Source organism: Amycolatopsis sp. NPDC051071 (assembly GCF_040682875.1).
Lineage (GTDB): Bacteria > Actinomycetota > Actinomycetes > Mycobacteriales > Pseudonocardiaceae > Amycolatopsis.
In genome coordinates, this window is record NZ_JBFBBY010000014.1 from 54,303 (window position 1) to 71,894 (window position 17,592).

Genomic DNA, 17,592 nt, shown 5'->3' on the forward strand with positions numbered 1-17,592 from the left:
CGGTTTCGGGTGGTGAGCGTGTCTGACAACCAGGCCGTTTTCCCGCCCCGGTCCGAAGTGGACGGTGCTAGACCGGGACGAGCTCCGGTGCGGCGGGTTTTCCGGTGTCCGGGACATCGGCCGTGTACCGGGCGTTCCGTTCGGTGAGCAGGAAACGAAGTCGCGCCAAAGCCCGGAACTGGGCCACGCGGACCGCGCCGGCGCTCGGCAGCCCGAGCCGCTCGGCCGTCTCCTCCGCCGAAAGGCCGAACACGAACCGGAGCGCGAGCACCTGCCGATGCGGCATCGGCAGCCTGGCCAGCAGCACCCCGGCCTGCATCCGGTGCTCCAGCCGTTCGAGGTCGTCAGGGTCGGGGCGAGCCCAGCCGGTCAGGCCGTCGGCGATCTCCGGGACGCAGGCGACCGGTTCGCGCGAGCGGCGCCGGTGGAGATCGGCGATCTTGTGCCCGGCGATCCCGAAGACGAACGCGAGGAACCGATCCGGGCGGTACCGGTAGCGGGGCAACGCGATCAAGACCGCCTGCAGCACCTCCTGCGCACAGTCCTGTGCGTCGCAAGCACCCGTTCCGCCGCGGCCGACCCTGCCCGCGCAGTAACGGAACACGTGTGGTGAAAGGAAACGGGCCAGTTCCCGGACCGCATCCGGATCACCGGCGACGGCCGCTCGGACCAGCCTGCTGTCCGGGTTGGGCAACCGCCCCGCCGTCGCGGCGGCGCGGGAGTCCGCGGGGACCGTCGATGGCGCTACCTCGTCCAAGTCGGCACTCCTCGATTCGGGGGCTGGCCGCGTTTGTGCGCCCGTCATCGGGGACTTGGACTTCGTGCGCGGTTATCCAGCTTGCCGTGTCGCGCAAGGGCTGTCCACACGTCCGGCGGGAAGTCATCCGAACCGCGCAATGTCTACTGTGGACGATCGGGGGGTGGATCCCTTCAAGCAGGAGAGCACCGGGGGATAGGAGGTGTCGTCGGTCCGGAGGAGGTCGGTGGTCCAGACGAGGCAATGCGCGAGTACCCGGATCCGCTGGGCGAGATCGGTGTTCTCGCAGGCCTCGTCGATCCCGTCGGCGCAAGCGGCCCGGTCGTCGCGGATATTGGCCGCGATCGCGCGGGCGATCGCCCGCACGCCGGGATCGAGCCGGTCCGGCGGCACGGTCGCGCCCGCGGGGTCCCGCAGCCGCAGCCGGAACGGCTCCTGGATGTTCAGCGAGCGACGGCGGTCCTTCGTCGCCAGCGAAAACGTGTCGACCAGCCGTTCGACGATGTCGCCGAACGCCGGTTCGCAATGGGGAGAGGAAGCGGTGGACACCAGGGCGGTGGCGAGCCGGTCGGCTTCACCGGACCTGGTGAGGGACAACAGATCGCGGGCAACGGTGGTTGCCGGTCGTCTGCTGGATTTCATGTCGGGCCCCTCGTCGGTGATGCTGGAAGTCCGAATCCCCGCCTACCCCCGGATGGCGCCGGCTAAACACGAATGCCTGTCAGGTTGCGGCGGGTGGGGGTACGGATTGCGCCACCCGGCCCATGCCGATGGACGCGTCAGCGCGTGAGCAGGTCCCGCAGCGCTTTCACCACCTCGGATGGCGACTCTTCGGCCATGAAGTGCCCCGACGTGACCGTCCGGTGGTTTAGGTCCGTCGCCCACGCCTCCCAGAGCGCGACGGCGTCGTAGCCGAGTGCCGCGCCCCAGTCCTGCTGGAGGACGGTCAGCGGCATGGCGAGCCGGTTGCCCGCGGCGCGGTCCGCCGCGTCGTGCTCGACGTCGATACCGGCGGACGCGCGGTAGTCGGCGACGATCGACGTCACCGCGTTCCGCGACGCCTCCAGGTACGCCGCCCGGACGTCGGCGGGGATCGCGTCACCCCGCTGGATCCAGGCGTCGAGGAAGTGGCCGAAGAACGCGTCGGGTGCGGCGCCGATCAGCTGTTCCGGCAGGCCGGGCGGCTGCGCCATCAGGTAGAGGTGGAAGCCCACGGCCGCGCTGGCGCCGTGCAGTACGTCCCACATGTCCAGTGTCGGCAGCACGTCGAGGATCGCGAGCTGGCTCACCGCGTCCGGGTGGTCGAGTCCGGCCCGCAGCGCGACCAGCGCGCCGCGGTCGTGTCCGGCGAGGGCGAACCGGTCGTGGCCGAAGGCTTTCGCGACGGCGACGACGTCGGCCGCCATCGAACGCTTCGAGTACGTCGAGCCGGTGTCCGCAGGCTTGTCGCTCGCACCGTATCCCCGCAGGTCAGGGCAGAGTACGGTGTGGTCGGCCGCCAGATCCGCCGCTACGTGCCGCCACATGAGGTGCGTCTCGGGGAAGCCGTGCAGCAGCACGATCGGGCTGCCGGTCCCGCCGACGGCCACGTTCAGTGCCACGCCGTCCGCCACGGGGACGCGCTGGTAGTCGAATCCGGTGATGCGCATGAGTGCCTTTCCGCTCGTTTCGAGGTCGTCACCAGCGTTCCCGGCCCGAATCAGCGCCCGGTCAGCGCCTGCTGAGCGGGCCGGGCACGATGATCGCTGTCAGTCGGTCCAGGAGGTGGCGATGCGGTTCGGGGTGCTCGGCCCGCTCGTGGCCGGGGACGAACGCGGCGACGTCGCGCTCAAGGGCCCGCGGCACCGCGCGGTGCTGGCGAGGCTGCTGATCGCCCGTGGCCGCGTCGTGCCGGTGGAATGCCTGGTCGACGACCTCTGGGAGCGGCCACCCGAGGGAGCGGTCGGCGCCGTCCAGACCTTCGTGGGTGCCTTGCGCCGGGCGCTGGAGCCGGACCGCGCGCCCCGCGAACCCGCGCGGCTGCTCGTCACGGTCGCCCGCGGCTACGCCTTGCGCGCGGACTCCGTCGACGCCTGGGACTTCGAGGACGCTGTCACCGCATGCCGGGCGCTGATCGACACCCATCGGCCGGATACCGCACTGTCGCAAGTGGACGAAGCGCTCGCTCTGTGGCGTGGGCCCGCGTATGCCGAATTCGCCGAGGAGGGCTGGGCGCGTGGCGAAGTCGTCCGGTTGAAGGAACTTCGTCTGCTCGCACGGGAACTCCGTGCCGAGGCGCTCCTTGCCTTGGGCCGGGCGGCCGAGGCGGTGCCCGGCCTGGCACCCCAGGTGCGTGAGTATCCGTTGCGCGAGAACGGTTCCCGGCTGCTGGCACTCGCGCTCTATCGCTCCGGCCGTCAGGGTGACGCGCTGGCCGTGCTCAGCACCGCACGGCGGACGCTGGCCGACGAACTCGGTGTCGACCCGGGTGCGGGCCTGCGTGAACTGGAGGCCGGCATCCTCGCGCAGGCACCCCGGCTGGCGCCTTCCGCGCCGAAACCGGCCGCGCGGCCGCTGGTCGGGCGCGACGTGGAACTGGCAACGCTGGAGGAAGCCGCGACCCGGTCCGGGCTGGTGCTGATCTCGGGCGATCCCGGCGTGGGGAAGACCGCGCTCGCGGAGGCGTGCACCGCCCGGCTCGCCGCACGCGGCTGGACCACGGCCTGGGGGAACAACCCCGACGACGAGGGCCTGCCGCCCGCCTGGGCATGGAGCCGGATCCTGACCACGCTGGCGGACGCCGGATACGGCCCCGCGCCCACCGAGGACCAGGCGACGGCTCGGTGGCGATGGCATCAGGCCGTCACGTCCTACCTGGTCGCCGCCACGCCGCTCCTGCTGGTACTCGACGATCTTCAGTGGGCGGGGGAGGAGACGCTGGCGTTGCTGACGTCGGTACTCGCCGAGCCGGTCGGCGGGCCGATCCTGATCGTCGCGACCTACCGGGCCACCGACCTTCCCCTGCCACTGGCCGGTTTCCTCGGCCGGGCCGCACGCGGCGAACCGGTGCGGATTTACCTCGGCGGACTGGCACCGGCCGAAGTCGCGGCACTGGTCCACGCGACGACCGGCGAGGACGTCGACCAGCGGACCGCCGCGGTGATCCACCGCCGCAGCGGCGGGAATGCCTTCTTCGTCCGGGAACTCGCCCGTCTGCTGGCCGCCGAGGGCGCCGCCGCACTGGACGCGGTGCCACCGGGCGTCCGCGACGTCGTCCGCCACCGGGTCCATGGCCTGCCGGAGGCCGCCCGGGACGTGGTGCGGCGGGCAGCGGTGATCGGCACCGACGTCGAGCTGGAGTTACTGGAAGCCGTCGCCGGGGAAGCCGCGCTGGACGCGGTCGAAATCGCCGCCCGGCATGGTTTCCTGACCGAACCCGCGCCCCGCCGCTTCCGGTTCGCGCACGCTCTCGTGCGGGACACGCTCTACCACGACCTTTCCCGCTCCCGCCGGGCCCGCGAACACGGCAAGATCGCCGAAGCGCTGGAAAGCCTGCGTCCGGACGACATCGACGCCTTGGCGCACCATTTCGTGCTCTCCGAAGCACACGCCGACCGTGCCGCGCATTACGCGCGTGCCGCCGCCGAACAAGCCGAAAGTCGTTTCGCCGCAAGCGAAGCCGCTCGGCTCTGGGAGGCCGCGCTCACCGCATACGACCGGTCCGGAGCGGACGGCGTCGAAACGCGGCTGGAGCTGATCATGGGCAAGGCACGCGCGTCGGCCGTGTCGGGTGGCCTCGGCCAGGCCCGGCTGCACCGGGCCGAAGCGCTGGAACTGGCCGAAAAGCAGGCCGATCCCGTCCTGACCGCGCGGGTGATCGGTGCCTTCGACGTCCCCGCGCTCTGGACCGAGAGCGACGACCCCGCGCTCGCCACCCGGATCGCGGACGCCGTCGAACGGACCCTCACCGCGTTGCCGGCCGATCGGGTGGCCGAACGATGCCGGTTGCTGGCCACACTCGCGGTCGAACTGCGGAACGCGGGCGGGGAACGCGCCAGGGAAGCGTCGCGGGAAGCCGAAGCACTCGCGCGACGGCTCGGCGACCCGGCGTTGCTGGCGTTCGCGCTCAACGCCCGGTTCCTGCAGTCCTTCGAGCGCGCCGGACTGGCGCCGCTACGGGCCGAAATCGGTGCGGAACTCGTCGATCTGGCCGCACGCCATGGGTTGGTGACCTTCGAGATCCTCGGGCATCTGGTGCTCATGCAGGCGAAGAGCGCTCTCGCGGACTTCGCCGCCGCGGATCGGCACGCCGCGTCGGCGGACGAACTCGGCGACGAACACGGCAATCCGCTCGTCGGCGTGTTCACCCGGTGGTATCGCGCGACGCGCACCGCGATGACCGGCGCCGGCGGGGAGGCCGCCTACCGCACCGCGGCGGCCGGGCTCGCCGGGACCGCGATGTCCGGAGTGGACAACGGGATCCTCGCGCTCGCCCTGTGCTGCGACCGGATCCAGCGTGGGCTGCCGCCGGAAGCGATACCGCTGATCGAGGACCCGCCCCGCGACCTGCTGTACGAAGCCCGGACCTGCCTGCGTGCCGTCGTCGCGATCGACCTCGGTGACCGGGCGACGATGGAACGCCTCTACGCCGAACTCCTGCCCGCCGCCGGTGAGATCGCCGGGGCAGGCAGCGGGATGCTCACCCTCCGGCCGGTCGCGCACCACCTCGGCGACCTGGCCGCCGCCCTCGGCCGTCACGAGGAGGCCGCCGGGCACTACCGGCAGGCGTACGCCATCGCCGTCAAGGCGGGTTCGCCGCACTGGACGGCAGCCGCCCTCGAAGCACTGGGCTAGGGCGTGTCTGGCAAATCTGTTCGATGGGGACCGCCTGGGCGCGAACCCCATCGAACAGATTTGCCAGACACGCCCTAGCCGCTCACTGCTCCCGCATGGCGCGGCGAATCTCGGCCAGCTTGTCCTTCGCGGCCTTGTCCCGGTCGGCGATCTTCTTGTCCAGGGAGGCCACGTCCTCCTTGCCACCGATCCCGGCGAGCTCGGTCGAGCCCAGCGACGTCGTGTACCGCTGCTCGATCCGGTCGCGCACGTGATCGAACGAGGGCACCCCGGATTCGCTGTAGTCCGGGTCCGGGACCTCGACGGGGGCCGAAGGGGCCTCCTCGACGATCTCGGCGTCGATCACCGCCGGGTTCTTTTCCGGACTGTTCTCGCTCAACGTCTGCTCCGTCCTTCGTGCTCCCTTCGACCATAGCCTCGACGAGCGGCCTAGGGCGTGTCTGGCGAATCTGTTCGTCGGGGTTCGTGATCGAGCGGCGGGGCGGGCACCTGGCCGACGTAGTCCATGGGCTCAGCGTGGTCGCCAAGGCACGGCTTCGGTCATCAATCCGAGCATTCCCGAGACCAGGCGCATCTGGTCGACCGTGCGGATGTCGGCCTCCACCAGCCGCGGCGAGCAGACCACGACGGCCAAAGCCTGCGCCCGCGAGAGCGCCACGTTCAGGCGGTTGCGGGAGAGCAGGAAGTCCAGCCCACGGGGCAGATCGATCGCCGACGACGAGGTCATCGTGGTGATCACCACCGGCGCCTCCTGTCCCTGGAACCGGTCGACCGTGCCCACCCGGACGCCGGGATACCCGGCCTGGTCCAGTGCACGCGCGACGACGCGGGCCTGCAGGTTGTACGGCGCGACGACCAGGATGTCCTCGTCGGCGAGCGGCCGGGGCTCGCCGTGGTCGGTCCAGGCGCGGCCGTGGAGCTCGCCGACCAGGGCAGTGACGGCGTCCGCCTCCTCGACGGACCGTGTCGTGTTGCCGTGGTGGTCGACCTCGGCGAGGTACAGGCCCGCCTCGACACCGTCGATCGCGCGCTCGGCCGCCGACGGATGCGAGTGCAGGCGCCCCGCGTAGGACAGCCGCGAAACCGGCGTGCAGACGGCCGGGTGCATCCGGCGGGTTTCGTCGAGGAAGTAGCCGAGTTCGGCCGGGATGATGTCGGCCTCGCCGATCAGATGCCCGAGCGCGGAGGCCTCGGCGCCGGCGGGATGCGTGCCCTGTACGACCTGCGGCAACTGCTGTGGATCGCCCAGCAACAGGAGGTTCTTGGCGCACATCGACACCGCGAGCGCGTCGGCGAGGGCGAACTGGCCTGCTTCGTCGATGATCAGCAGGTCGAACGGCTCTTCGCGGATCGCGGCGTTCGCGAACGTCCACGCGGTACCGCCGACCAGATGTCCGGTGTCGTGCTCCTCACGCCATTTCACCAGCGCGGGGTTGGTCTTCGGCTGCTCCCAGGGCGCTGCCGGATCCGGCGTCCGCTTGGCCCGTTTCGCGCACGGCAGATCCGGCGCGTTCTTCAGCGCGGCCGAGAGTACGTTCTCGACAGCCTTGTGACTGGTCGACGTGACCGCGATCGTCTTGCCCGCGCGGACGAGCTTCGCGATCAGCCTGCCCGCGAGGTAGGTCTTGCCCGCGCCCGGCGGTCCCTGGACGGCCAGAGCGGAGCCGTCCAGCTTCTCGACCGCGTCGATCACGGTGTTCACCAGGTCGGCGCCTGGTTCAGGCAGGGTCTGGTCGTCGCGCAGCCGGGGCGTCGTGCGGCGGAGCAGGTCGACGCCGGGGTGAGCGGGAAGCACCGGCAGCGCGTCGACGACGAGCCGGGCGAGGTCCGCGACGGCGTCGTCCTTGGGGGAGGGGCGCACCGGACTGCCGGGCAGGACCGCGACCGGCCGGTCGGCGGTGGTCTCGTCGGGGGCGCTGCTCTCCTCCAGGGTCAGTTCGACGGCGGTGGCGGAGACGACCTTGGCGTCCCGCGCGGCGGCCCCGTAGCGCAGGCGGACGTCGTCGCCGGGCGCGAAGGGATGTGGCCGGTCCGGGTCACAGCGGAGCACCAGCGATCGTTTGGCTTTGCGGACGCGGCCCGAGGGCGGCACCCACTCCCCGGCTTCCAGTGCGATCGGGACGGTGCAGGCGTTGTCGGTCTCCAGATCGCCGAGCGGGGCGGCGAGCTGGCGGAAGTACTCCCACCACGCCGGATTCGTCTCGCGGCGGTGGTAACCGACGGACGCGGCCAGCAGCGCGCGGGCGCGATCCTCGCCGGTGAACTCGGCCGGATCGTCGGGCAGGCCGTCCAGCAGCGGATCGACCAAAGCGGCCAGCCGCGCCGCGCGTTCGGCACGTTTCTGCGCGGCGACGTCCTCTTCGGTCTCGCGCAGCAGAGCGTCCACATCGGACTCTTCCGGTGGCTCCGCGAGCGCGATCCCTTTCTCGGCACGGACTTTGTGCAGGAACTCGAACAACCGCAGCGTCGAGACGCAGTCGTATTCGTTGTAGTCGCTGATCCCGCGCAGCACTTCATCCGCGTGCTCGGTCTCGCCGGAAGCGCTGAGCGTCAGGTATTCCTCGTAGGCCTCGATGCTCGAAACGGCCGTCTTCACCTCGCCGTCGCGGGCCTCGGGCATGTACAGCGGTTCGAGATACTTGATGGAGTACGACCGCTGCGAGACCCGGAGTGCCTTACGCACCACGGCATACAGGTCAACGAGTCCGCCACTGCGCAGCAGGTGGTCGACGGCGTCCTCGCGGGTCCCGTGCACGGCCGCGAGCCGTTTGATCGCGGTGACCTCGTACGGGGCGTAGTGATAGATGTGCGAACCGGGATGTTCCGCGAGCCTTTCGGTGGCGAAGTCGACGAAGTCCTCGAAGGCCCGCTTCTCCTGTGCCCGGTTGTGCGCCCAAAACGGCGTGAACAGCGTGCTTTCCTCAGCCGTGACAGCGCCGAAAAGGTATTCGAGCCCCTCGCCCGCCAGCGCGTACGGATCGCCTTCCATGTCGAAGAAGACGTCGCCGGGCGCGGACGGCGGCAGTGCGGCCAGCGCGTCCGGATCGATGACCTCGTAGGCGATCTCGCCGGTGGCGTCCTGGCGGACCTGAATCGCGGCCTGCGCGCGCAACGTGGTGAACGACGTCACCGAGATGTCGCGCGGCCGGTCTTCCGGCGTGGCCTCGGCGAGCGCGTCGATGGTGCCGAGCCCGGCGGTGACGAATTTGCGCCGCTGGTCCCCGCGCATGCCCGCGACGAGCGAAAGGTCACGGTCGGCCTCGCGGGCGCTCGCGCAGTGCTGGGCGTAGGAGCAGCCGCCGCAAGCGGGGCGTTCGTCGGCCCAGAGCGGAACGGGTAGCGTGGGCGGCCGGTCCCGCAGCCGGGCGCGAAGCCGGTCCACCAGCGGCAGGAAGTCGTCGACGCGGAACGAGCGGGTGGTGTGGTCGCCCAGCAACAGGTGCATTCGAGGTCCGGACGGCCACCCGGCGCGGCGCAGGGCGTCGGCGTACGCGGTCAGCTGGACCACCGCCGCGGGCTTCGCGTGCCTGGCCAGCTTCGTGTCGTAAACCTCGTAGCGGCCTTCGTCGTCCCGCATCAGGAAGTCTGCGCGGCCGGAGAACTCGCCGTCGTGGAAGACGGCCTGGTAGATCACCGGGGCACCGGCGCGCAGGGCTTCTTCGGTGGCCTTCGCCGCGACGACGGGGTCGCGTTCGTCGATCTCGACGACGGCGCTCTTCTCGCCGCGCAGCTTGTCCAGCGTCGCGGCTTCGTGCGCGCGCCCGTGCGTGACCGCCAGCTGATCCGGCCCCGAGCCCGGCCGGGGCGCCCCCGGAAGATCGGCGGCCAGCGCCTGGTTCAGGACGCTGCGGTGCTCGCATTCGAGCAGGTCGGCGAGATCGGACGGGGTGTACATCGCCCGGGAGTCTGACATGGACTCCCGCCCGGACGGGGCCCGGCACGCCGGAGGTCGTTAGATATACCCGGGGGTTCTGCGGGAACGAGGAGTGCGGTGGACGAGCGGGATCGGCTGGCGGAACGGTTCGAAGAGCACCGGACGCGGCTGCGTGCGGTGGCCTACCGGATGCTGGGTTCGGCCAGTGAGGCCGAAGACGCCGTCCAGGACACGTGGTTGCGGCTCAACCGGACCGACGCGGGGGAGATCGAGAACCTCGGCGGCTGGCTGACCACCGTGGTGGCGCGGGTCTGCCTGAACGTGCTCCGCTCCCGCGACCACCGGCGGGAGGAGCCGCTCGACGCCGTGGCCTCCGAGCCCGTCGACTCCTCCGCCGATCCAGCCCGCGATGCCGTTCTCACCGACTCGATCGGACTCGCGATGCTGGTAGTACTGGAAACGCTGGCGCCCGCCGAACGGCTCGCGTTCGTCCTGCACGACATGTTCGCCGTGCCGTTCGACGACATCGCTCCGCTGATCGACCGCACCCCGGCCGCCGCGCGACAACTCGCGAGCCGCGCCCGCCGCCGGGTGCAAGGCCGCTCCGCCGCCACGGAACCGGACCTCGCCCGACGCCGCCAGGTCGTCGACGCCTATCTGGCCGCGGCCAGGGGCGGCGACTTCGAAGCGCTCCTCGAACTACTCCACCCCGACGTCGTCCTGCGCGCAGACAAGGCCGCCGGCCCTTCACCCACGCCGATCTTCCTCCAGGGCGCCGGTGTGGTGGCTCGCGGCGCGGCCGCGGCCTCCGTGCGAGCCCAGATCACGCAACTCGCCCTGGTGAACGGCGGCGTCGGCCTCGTGATGGCCGACGAAGGACGTCCTTCGGTGGTGCTCGCGTTCACGTTCGAGGACGGGAAGATCACCGAGATCGACGTCGTCGCCGACCGGGACCGGTTGCAGGGCCTGGACCTGGCGATGTTGGAAGGGTGAGGGCAGGCGACCGAGGGAACTCGACCTTCACACCTTCCGTAAGTACATGAAGGCCCCCTTCCTGTACCTAGGCGCAAGGAAGGGGGCCTTCCTGTACCTCAGGCGAGCACGGCGCCAGTACTTGAGCCCCGGAACTCGCCTAAGGTGATCGCGGACACACCAGTCGCACCGGGAGGCAGGCATGCCGTTGTTGGCCCAGCTGAGTTCCGCGATCACCACCGGCGCGATCGAGGTCGTCGACCTCACCGCGCCGTTGAGCGCGAGCACGCCGATCCTCCAGTTGCCGGAGCCGTTCGCCAACACGATCCCGTTCGGTCTGGAGGAGATCAGCCGCTACGACGAGCGTGGTCCGCGCTGGTACTGGAACAACATCCACACCGGCGAGCACACCGGCACCCACCTCGACGTCCCGGTGCACTGGGTGTCCGGAAAGGACGGTCACGACGTCTCGCAGGTGCCGCTGCGGACGCTGGTCGCGCCGGCGGTGGTGTTCGACGCGTCGGCCCGTGCGGCCGAGGATCCGGATTTCCTGCTGTCCATCGACGACGTCCGCGAGTGGGAGCGTGAGCACGGGCCGTTGCCCGACGGCGGCTGGTTGCTCTACCGGACGGGCTGGGACGTCCGGTCACACGACCAGGAAGCCTTCCTCAACAACGACGAGAACGGCCCGCATACGCCGGGAGTCTCGGCGGACTGCGCCCGCTGGCTCGCGGAGGAGGCGCCCATCACCGGGTTCGGGGTGGAGACCGTGGGCACCGACGCGGGACAGGCTCCTGCTCTGGAGCCGATGTTCCCGTGCCACGAACTCCTTCTGGGTGCTGGAAAGCACGGCTTGACCCAGCTTCAGAACCTGGCAAGTCTCCCACCCACCGGCGTGTTGCTGGTGGTCAGCCCGCTTCCGATCGTCGGCGGGTCCGGTAGCCCCGCCCGGGTGTACGCGCTGGTCGAACGGGGATGAACGTCGCGGAACTGGTCGGCCGCACCCTCGCCGAACTCGGTGCGGGTGCGGCGTTCGGCGTCGTGGGCAGCGGTAACTTCGAGGCCACCAACGCGTTGCGGGCGGGCGGGGTCCGGTTCGTCGCCGCACGACACGAGGGTGGCGCGGCGAGTATGGCCGACGCGTACGCGCGGATGAGCGGCCGCGTCTCGGTGCTGAGTGTCCATCAGGGCTGCGGCCTGACCAACGCGATCACCGGGATCACCGAAGCCGCGAAGAGCCGCACGCCGATGATCGTGCTGGCCGCGGACACCGCCGCTTCAGCCGTGCTGTCCAACTTTCGCGTCGATCAAGACGCACTGGCCACGGCTGTCGGCGCCGTGCCCGAGCGGATCCACAGCGCGCTCACCGCGGTCGCGGACACCGTTCGCGCCTACCGGACGGCAGTGCGGCAGCGCCGGACCGTCCTGCTCAACCTTCCGCTCGACGTCCAGGCCCAGCAGGCACCGGAGGCCGCGCCGGTACCGAAAATCGCCGGTCCGGCGCCGATCCGGCCCGCCGCCGAAGCCGTCTCGGAACTTGCCGGCCTTCTCGCCGAAGCAAAGCGGCCGGTGTTCGTCGCCGGACGCGGCGCACGGGCGAGCTCGGCCGCTCTTCGCGAACTGGCCGAGGTCTCCGGTGCGCTGCTGGCGACCTCGGCAGTGGCACACGGCCTCTTCCACGATGATCCCTTCTCGATCGGGATCTCGGGTGGCTTCTCGTCGCCACGAGCGGCGGACCTCATCGGCGGCGCCGACCTCGTGGTCGGCTGGGGTTGTGCGCTGAACGGGTGGACCACCCGCCACGGCAGGCTCCTCGGCCCCGACGTTCGCCTTGCCCAGGTCGACGTCGACGAGGCCGCACTCGGCGCGCACCGGCCGATCGACCTCGGCGTCGTCGGTGACGTCGGCAGCACCGCCGCCGACGTCCACGCTGAACTCAGCAGGCGCGGCCACCACGCCGAGAGACCACGAATCTCCACGACAAGGTGGAACGACGTCCCGTATAACGACCTCTCCGGCGGCGGACGGATCGATCCCCGCACACTCAGCCGCCGTCTCGACGAGATCCTGCCGTCGGAACGAGTCGTCTCGGTCGACTCAGGCAACTTCATGGGCTACCCGAGCGCGTACCTGTCCGTCCCCGACGAGAACGGATTCTGCTTCACTCAAGCGTTCCAGAGCATCGGGCTCGGCCTCGGCACGGCGATCGGGGCGGCCTTGGCCCAGCCCGGCCGTCTACCGGTACTCGGCGTCGGCGACGGCGGTTTCCACCTGGCCCTCTCCGAGCTGGAAACCGCCGTGCGCCTGAAAATCCCGCTCGTCGTCATCGTCTACAACGACGCTGCGTACGGCGCTGAGATCCACCACTTCGGCGACGCCGACATGACCACGGTCCGGTTCCCCGACACCGACATCGCGGCGATCGGCCGGGGCTTCGGCTGCACCGGGATCACCGTGCGGTCAGCCGAGGACCTGGCCGCCGTGCCGGAATGGCTCGGCGGGCCACGGGACGCGCCACTCGTCATCGACGCCAAGATCGCCGACGACGGCGGTTCGTGGTGGCTCGCCGAAGCCTTCCGTCACTAGGGCCTGACCGCTAGACACCCCAATCCGGCCGCAACGGCATCCCCGAGTCCCCGTCCGGTCCGACCTTGACCCCGAGCACCTGGTGCAGTTCGATCTCCCGCCGCTCGAAGGCGAGCCGGCACGCGGCCATGTACAGCGCCCAGACCCGGCTCCGCCCGGCGCCCGCCTCGGCGACGGCCTCGTCCCAGTTCTCGTCGAGGTTGGCGCACCAGGCGCCGAGGGTGGTGGCGTAGTGCTCGCGGAGGTTCTCCGAGTGCCGCACCTCCAGCCCGCTGTCGTGCATCGCGGTGGCGATCTCGCCGACGGATTCCAGTTCGCCGTCGGGGAACACGTACCGGTCGATGAACCCGCGCGAACGGTGCGCCACCGACCTGTCCGGATTGGTGATGCAGTGGTTCAGCAGCCGCCCGTGCGGCTTCAGTTTCCCGGCGAGGAAACGGAAGTACGACGGCAGGTTCCGGGCGCCGATATGTTCGGTGAGCCCGATCGACGACACCGCGTCGAAATCGGTTTCGGTGACGTCGCGGTAGTCGAGGTGCCGCACCTCGGCGCGGTCCGCGAGGCCCTTGGTGACGATGTCCTTCTGCGCCCACTGCGCTTGTTCACGCGAGAGGGTGACGCCCAGCGCCTCGACGCCGTAGTGCGCGACAGCGTGCTCGACCATCCCGCCCCAGCCACAGCCGACGTCCAGCAGCCGCATCCCCGGTTTGAGGTCGAGTTTCCGGCACACCAGGTCGAATTTGTGTGCCTGCGCCTCTTCCAGCGAGGCGTCGGCGGACGGATAGGCAGCGCACGTGTAGGCCATCGACGGGCCGAGAACCAGTTCGTAGAACCGGTTCGAGACGTCGTAGTGGTTCGCGATCGCGCTGCTGTCCCGCGCCTTGGAATGCCGCAGCCCGTCGAGGCCGCGTTTGAAGCGGCTCGGCAGTTCCTCGGCGGGTGGGGCGACGCGGCGCAGATGTGTGCGGCCGAGTTTCCGCAGCAGCCACAAACGGTCCGCGGAGCTGAGCTGGTCGACCTGCGCCACCAGTGCGCGCAGCGCCGAATACAGGTCACCGTCCACATCGAGGGTGCCTGCGACATAGGCGCGTGCCAGCCCGAGGTCTCCCGGTGACGACATCAGGTACGTCAGCGCCAGCGGTGAGCGCACCTGGATCGACACCGGGGCGTCGGCCGGACCACTCGTGCTGCCGTCGTAAGCGGTAATGGACACTTCGGCGCTCGGACCGAGCAACCGCTCGAAGATCTTCCCGACGGGCGTCGTCTCAGTCATGTTCGTCTCTCTACTCTTCCCGGACCGGATCACCGCCGCCGCACGCATTTCGCGTACAGATCGAGCAGGCGGCCGTCCGGGTCGTATGCCGTCTTCAGTTTGCGGTAGGCGTCACCGTTGTACAGCCGCCAGAACTCTTCTTCCTCATAGAAGCTGTCGGAGTACAGCGATTTTCGCCCGCCGAGTCGGGTCACTTCGGCCTCGATCAGCCGATTGTGTGTATCGGGTTCCTCGCCTGGGTCCAGTGGCACCGCGGACCAGAACCCGAAGTTGACGTAGAGCGTCTCGGGGTCCATTTCGTACAGTGGCGAGTTCAGGCCGCCCGGTCGTTGCTTCAGCGGGCAGACCCAGATCGGGCTGATCGGGATCTCGCGGCGGAAGAAGTCCAGGAACTCCGCGGCACGCGACAGCGGCACCTCGATGTCCTGGACGACGGTCTCTTCCGGAGGGAGCCCGCGCAGCTTGAGGAGCTTCGCGGCGAACCCGGTCCGGCGGTCGAGCGCCACCAGTTTCCAGTAGAACGACGACCGGAGCAGCTTCCGGCCCAGCAGCAGCCGGGGGAGCCTGCTCTGCACGCCGAACGCGCGTGAGCACCAGAACCAGTCCGTATCCCAGCGCCACAGGTAGTCCCGCACGCTCAGGAAGTCGGTCGCGCGTTCGCGGATCGACTTGTAGTAAATGTCGAGCCAGGTGTAATCGCTGGTCACGGGCGCGGAAGTGGTGAACGTACCCAAGGTCAGATACTGCTCGCCCGGCCCGAAGACCGTCCCGTCCACGAAGTCGGCCGACCCTTCGCGACAGACCTCGTCGAGCGCCGCGAAGTACTCCTCGGTGTTGTCGTACCGGACATGGTCGAGCCGCACGTACGGCTTGACCGGCTCCAGCTCGATCTTCAGCCGCAGCGCGTAGCCGAGCGTCCCGTACGAATTGGGGAAGCCGTGGAACAGGTCGCTGTGCTCGTTGTCCGGCCCGGCGACGACGATCCGGCCGTCGCCGGTGAGCAATTCCATCTCCAGCACCGATTCGTGCACGAGACCGTTGCGGAACGACGACGACTCGATGCCGAGCCCGGTGACAGCGCCACCCAGCGTGATCGTCTTGAGCTGCGGTACGACCAGCGGCATCAGCCCGTGGGGCAGGGTCGCGTCCACCAGCTGCTCGTAGGTGACCATGCCTTCGACGTCGGCCGTCCGCGCCAGCGGATCGACGTCGAGCACGTGCGTGAACCCCGAGACGTCCAGGCCCGGTGTGCTCGTCGCGGCCCGTGACCGGAACAGGTTCGACGTCCGCTTCGCCAGCCGGATCGTGCCGTGGAGGTCCGCCAGCTGAGCCCGGAGCGCTTCCGCGCGTGCGTCGTGCTCGGCGAACCGGACCAATCGAGCCGTCGCGCGGGTACCGCTGTCGCCGCTAGCCATTCCTGATCGCCATCAGCCCATCGTGCCCCACCCGACGGTCTCGCGCAGCCCTCAATATCGCTACTTCAGCCGGTGAAGCGGGACGGCGTCGGCCATGGCCGTGAATCCCTTGTCGCCGGGGTGAAGGTGATCGCCGGAGTCGTACTCGGGCTTGATCCGCCGCGGATCGGCGGGATCGCGGATCACCGCGTCGAAGTCGATGAACCCATCGAAGAGCCTGCTGCTCCGGATGAACCGGTTGACCGCCTGCCGGGTCTCCTCCAGCTCAGGGGTATAGGACCCCCAGCCCTTCCACGGCGTGATCGTCGCGCCGAGCACTCGCAGACCGCGGTCGTGCGCCCTCGTCGCGATCTGCTTGAGCGCCGAGATGATCTTGTCCGGATCGGCCTGGTGCGGGGTCTGCTGGATATCGTTGATGCCCTCGAACACGATCGCCGTCCGCACTCCGGACTGGTTGAGCACGTCGCGATCGAGCCGCGCGAGCGCGTTCACGCCGTAGGTGCCGCCGTCGAGCAGCAGCCGGTTGCCGCTGATCCCGGCGTTGAGCACCCCCATGCGCGCGCTGATCTTGTCGGCGAGCTGATCGGGCCAGCGCAGGTTGGCGCCCCAGGTCGAGACGGCGCCGTCGGTGATCGAGTCGCCGATCGCCACGACGCTGCCCTGCAGCCCCGGCCCGCGGACGTCCACTCCGGACACGTAATGCCACACCGTGGTCTTCTCCGGGAACGCCGCCGCGGACTCGTCGGCGGCTTTGTCGCCGTCGCGGGTGAAGTAGGAGTTCTGCATGGTGAGCGGGTGGTAGGTGACCGGCCCGGACGGCGTCGGCGTGTACGTGGTCACCAGCAGATCGCCGTCCCTCGGCACGGACAGCGCGGCGCCGTCGCTGACGATGTCGGCTCCCGGCGGGACGGTGACCTCCTTGTCGCCGCCGAAGGTCAGCGTGCGCATCGTTCCGGGGACCGCCTGTGCGGTGTCCGGGCCGGCGGCGACCGCGACGGTGACCCGCCCGAACAGCACCGGGGTGCCGCCGAACGCGTTGGACAGCCGCACGCGCACCTCGCGTCCGCCGGCGCTGGTGTGCACGATGTTGCGGATCGAGAAGTTCGGATAGCCGTTGCCGGTCCCGGCGACCCCGGCCGCGGGTGCCGCCGCCCAAGTACCGACCCAGCCGTTCGTCCCGGCGCTCTCCACCTGGCTCACCGGAGCCGCCGCGGCGGCACCCGGCACCACGCCCAGTAACAGGATCCCCGCCACCACAAGGTTCTTCACACGCATGTCAGTCTTGCCTCCACCCAGTCGGCATGATTCCCTCCATCGTCGGTGAATCACCGACAGCCGGTCAATGCGCAGGACAGGACAGGTTTCTGTCCGACCCGGCGGTTAGGCTGATCGCCATGAAGCCCGCCGCTCTCGAGAAGATCTGCCTTGGATTCCCCGGCGCCCGTGTGGAGTTCCCCTTCGACGAGGGCACCAGCGTGTTCAAGGTGGCGGGCAAGGTTTTCGCGCTCAGCCCGCTCAAGGCGAAACCGCTGCGGATCAGCCTCAAATGCGACCCCGAACTGGCGGTCCGGCTGCGGTCCGAGCATCCGGCGATCACCCCCGGCTATCACCTGAACAAGCAGCACTGGAACACCGTCGAACTGGACGGCTCGCTGACCGGCGACTTCGTCCGGGAGATGATCGAGGACTCCTACGACCTCGTCGTCGCCGGTCTGCCCAAGCGCGAGCAGGAGAAGCTGAAGTGGGCCGGGCTCAGCCAGGGATGAGCCACCGTCGTTTCATCCGGATTTCATCGGCCCGTGCTCACCGGCCTCCTACCGTGGGCGGAGACCGGTGCCGCCCGCCGCACGATGACGCGCGCCGGGGTACTTCCTAGGCTGAG

13 protein-coding genes are annotated in these 17,592 nt (G+C 69.9%); 5 read left to right on the forward strand and 8 right to left on the reverse strand.

The features are described from left to right. Positions 1-67 precede the first annotated feature (67 nt). From AB0M65_RS07420 to AB0M65_RS07430, 3 genes are all read right to left on the reverse strand, one after another. Complete coding sequence (locus AB0M65_RS07420; RefSeq protein ID WP_364022905.1) at positions 68-757, reverse strand: sigma-70 family RNA polymerase sigma factor; 690 nt, start codon at positions 755-757, stop codon at positions 68-70. A 123-nt stretch (positions 758-880) separates the two neighbouring features. After that, a complete protein-coding gene (locus AB0M65_RS07425; protein ID WP_364022908.1) occupies positions 881-1,399 on the reverse strand; it encodes a hypothetical protein in 519 nt (172 codons plus the stop codon). Between the two features lie 137 nt (positions 1,400-1,536). Further along, positions 1,537-2,406, reverse strand: coding sequence for an alpha/beta hydrolase (locus AB0M65_RS07430; protein WP_364022911.1), 870 nt, complete (start codon positions 2,404-2,406; stop codon positions 1,537-1,539). A gap of 121 nt (positions 2,407-2,527) precedes the next feature. On the opposite strand from AB0M65_RS07430, the gene AB0M65_RS07435 reads away from it, so the two are divergent. After that, entirely contained in the window at positions 2,528-5,590 is a 3,063-nt protein-coding gene (locus tag AB0M65_RS07435; RefSeq protein ID WP_364022914.1) for a BTAD domain-containing putative transcriptional regulator, read from the forward strand. 82 nt (positions 5,591-5,672) lie between these two features. Here the strand turns inward: AB0M65_RS07435 and AB0M65_RS07440 are convergent, their stop codons facing one another. Together AB0M65_RS07440 and AB0M65_RS07445 are read right to left on the reverse strand one after the other, a co-directional pair. Further along, positions 5,673-5,969 carry a hypothetical protein gene (locus AB0M65_RS07440; protein WP_364022917.1) on the reverse strand — a complete coding sequence of 99 codons (297 nt, stop codon included), beginning with the start codon at positions 5,967-5,969 and terminating at the stop codon, positions 5,673-5,675. A 132-nt stretch (positions 5,970-6,101) separates the two neighbouring features. Beyond that, positions 6,102-9,485 carry a TM0106 family RecB-like putative nuclease gene (locus tag AB0M65_RS07445; protein ID WP_364023029.1) on the reverse strand — a complete coding sequence of 1,128 codons (3,384 nt, stop codon included), beginning with the start codon at positions 9,483-9,485 and terminating at the stop codon, positions 6,102-6,104. Between the two features lie 96 nt (positions 9,486-9,581). On the opposite strand from AB0M65_RS07445, the gene AB0M65_RS07450 reads away from it, so the two are divergent. The 3 genes from AB0M65_RS07450 (at position 9,582) to AB0M65_RS07460 (ending at position 13,022) form a co-directional block, all read left to right on the forward strand. Then, positions 9,582-10,457, forward strand: a complete 876-nt coding sequence (locus AB0M65_RS07450; protein ID WP_364022919.1) for a sigma-70 family RNA polymerase sigma factor — start codon at positions 9,582-9,584, stop codon at positions 10,455-10,457. Between the two features lie 181 nt (positions 10,458-10,638). Further along, complete coding sequence (locus tag AB0M65_RS07455) at positions 10,639-11,415, forward strand: cyclase family protein (protein WP_364022922.1); 777 nt, start codon at positions 10,639-10,641, stop codon at positions 11,413-11,415. Next, positions 11,412-13,022, forward strand: coding sequence for a thiamine pyrophosphate-binding protein (locus tag AB0M65_RS07460; protein WP_364022925.1), 1,611 nt, complete (start codon positions 11,412-11,414; stop codon positions 13,020-13,022). The genes AB0M65_RS07455 and AB0M65_RS07460 overlap by 4 nt, the downstream gene beginning before the upstream one ends. 10 nt (positions 13,023-13,032) lie before the next feature. Here AB0M65_RS07460 and AB0M65_RS07465 read toward each other — a convergent pair whose 3' ends face one another. From AB0M65_RS07465 to AB0M65_RS07475, 3 genes are read right to left on the reverse strand one after another with little or no spacing between them, the layout of a single operon-like run. Continuing rightward, the gene (locus tag AB0M65_RS07465; protein WP_364022928.1) at positions 13,033-14,295 is read right to left on the reverse strand and encodes a class I SAM-dependent methyltransferase; all 1,263 of its coding nucleotides are present in this window, start codon (positions 14,293-14,295) and stop codon (positions 13,033-13,035) included. Between the two features lie 29 nt (positions 14,296-14,324). After that, positions 14,325-15,710, reverse strand: a complete 1,386-nt coding sequence (locus AB0M65_RS07470) for an FAD-binding oxidoreductase (protein WP_364022931.1) — start codon at positions 15,708-15,710, stop codon at positions 14,325-14,327. Between the two features lie 60 nt (positions 15,711-15,770). Next, positions 15,771-16,985, reverse strand: a complete 1,215-nt coding sequence (locus AB0M65_RS07475) for an SGNH/GDSL hydrolase family protein (protein ID WP_364022934.1) — start codon at positions 16,983-16,985, stop codon at positions 15,771-15,773. Between the two features lie 119 nt (positions 16,986-17,104). Here AB0M65_RS07475 and AB0M65_RS07480 point away from each other — a divergent pair, with 119 nt between their 5' ends. Continuing rightward, positions 17,105-17,476 (forward strand): MmcQ/YjbR family DNA-binding protein, encoded by a 372-nt coding sequence (locus AB0M65_RS07480; RefSeq protein ID WP_364022937.1) that lies wholly within the window; start codon positions 17,105-17,107, stop codon positions 17,474-17,476. Positions 17,477-17,592 lie beyond the last annotated feature (116 nt).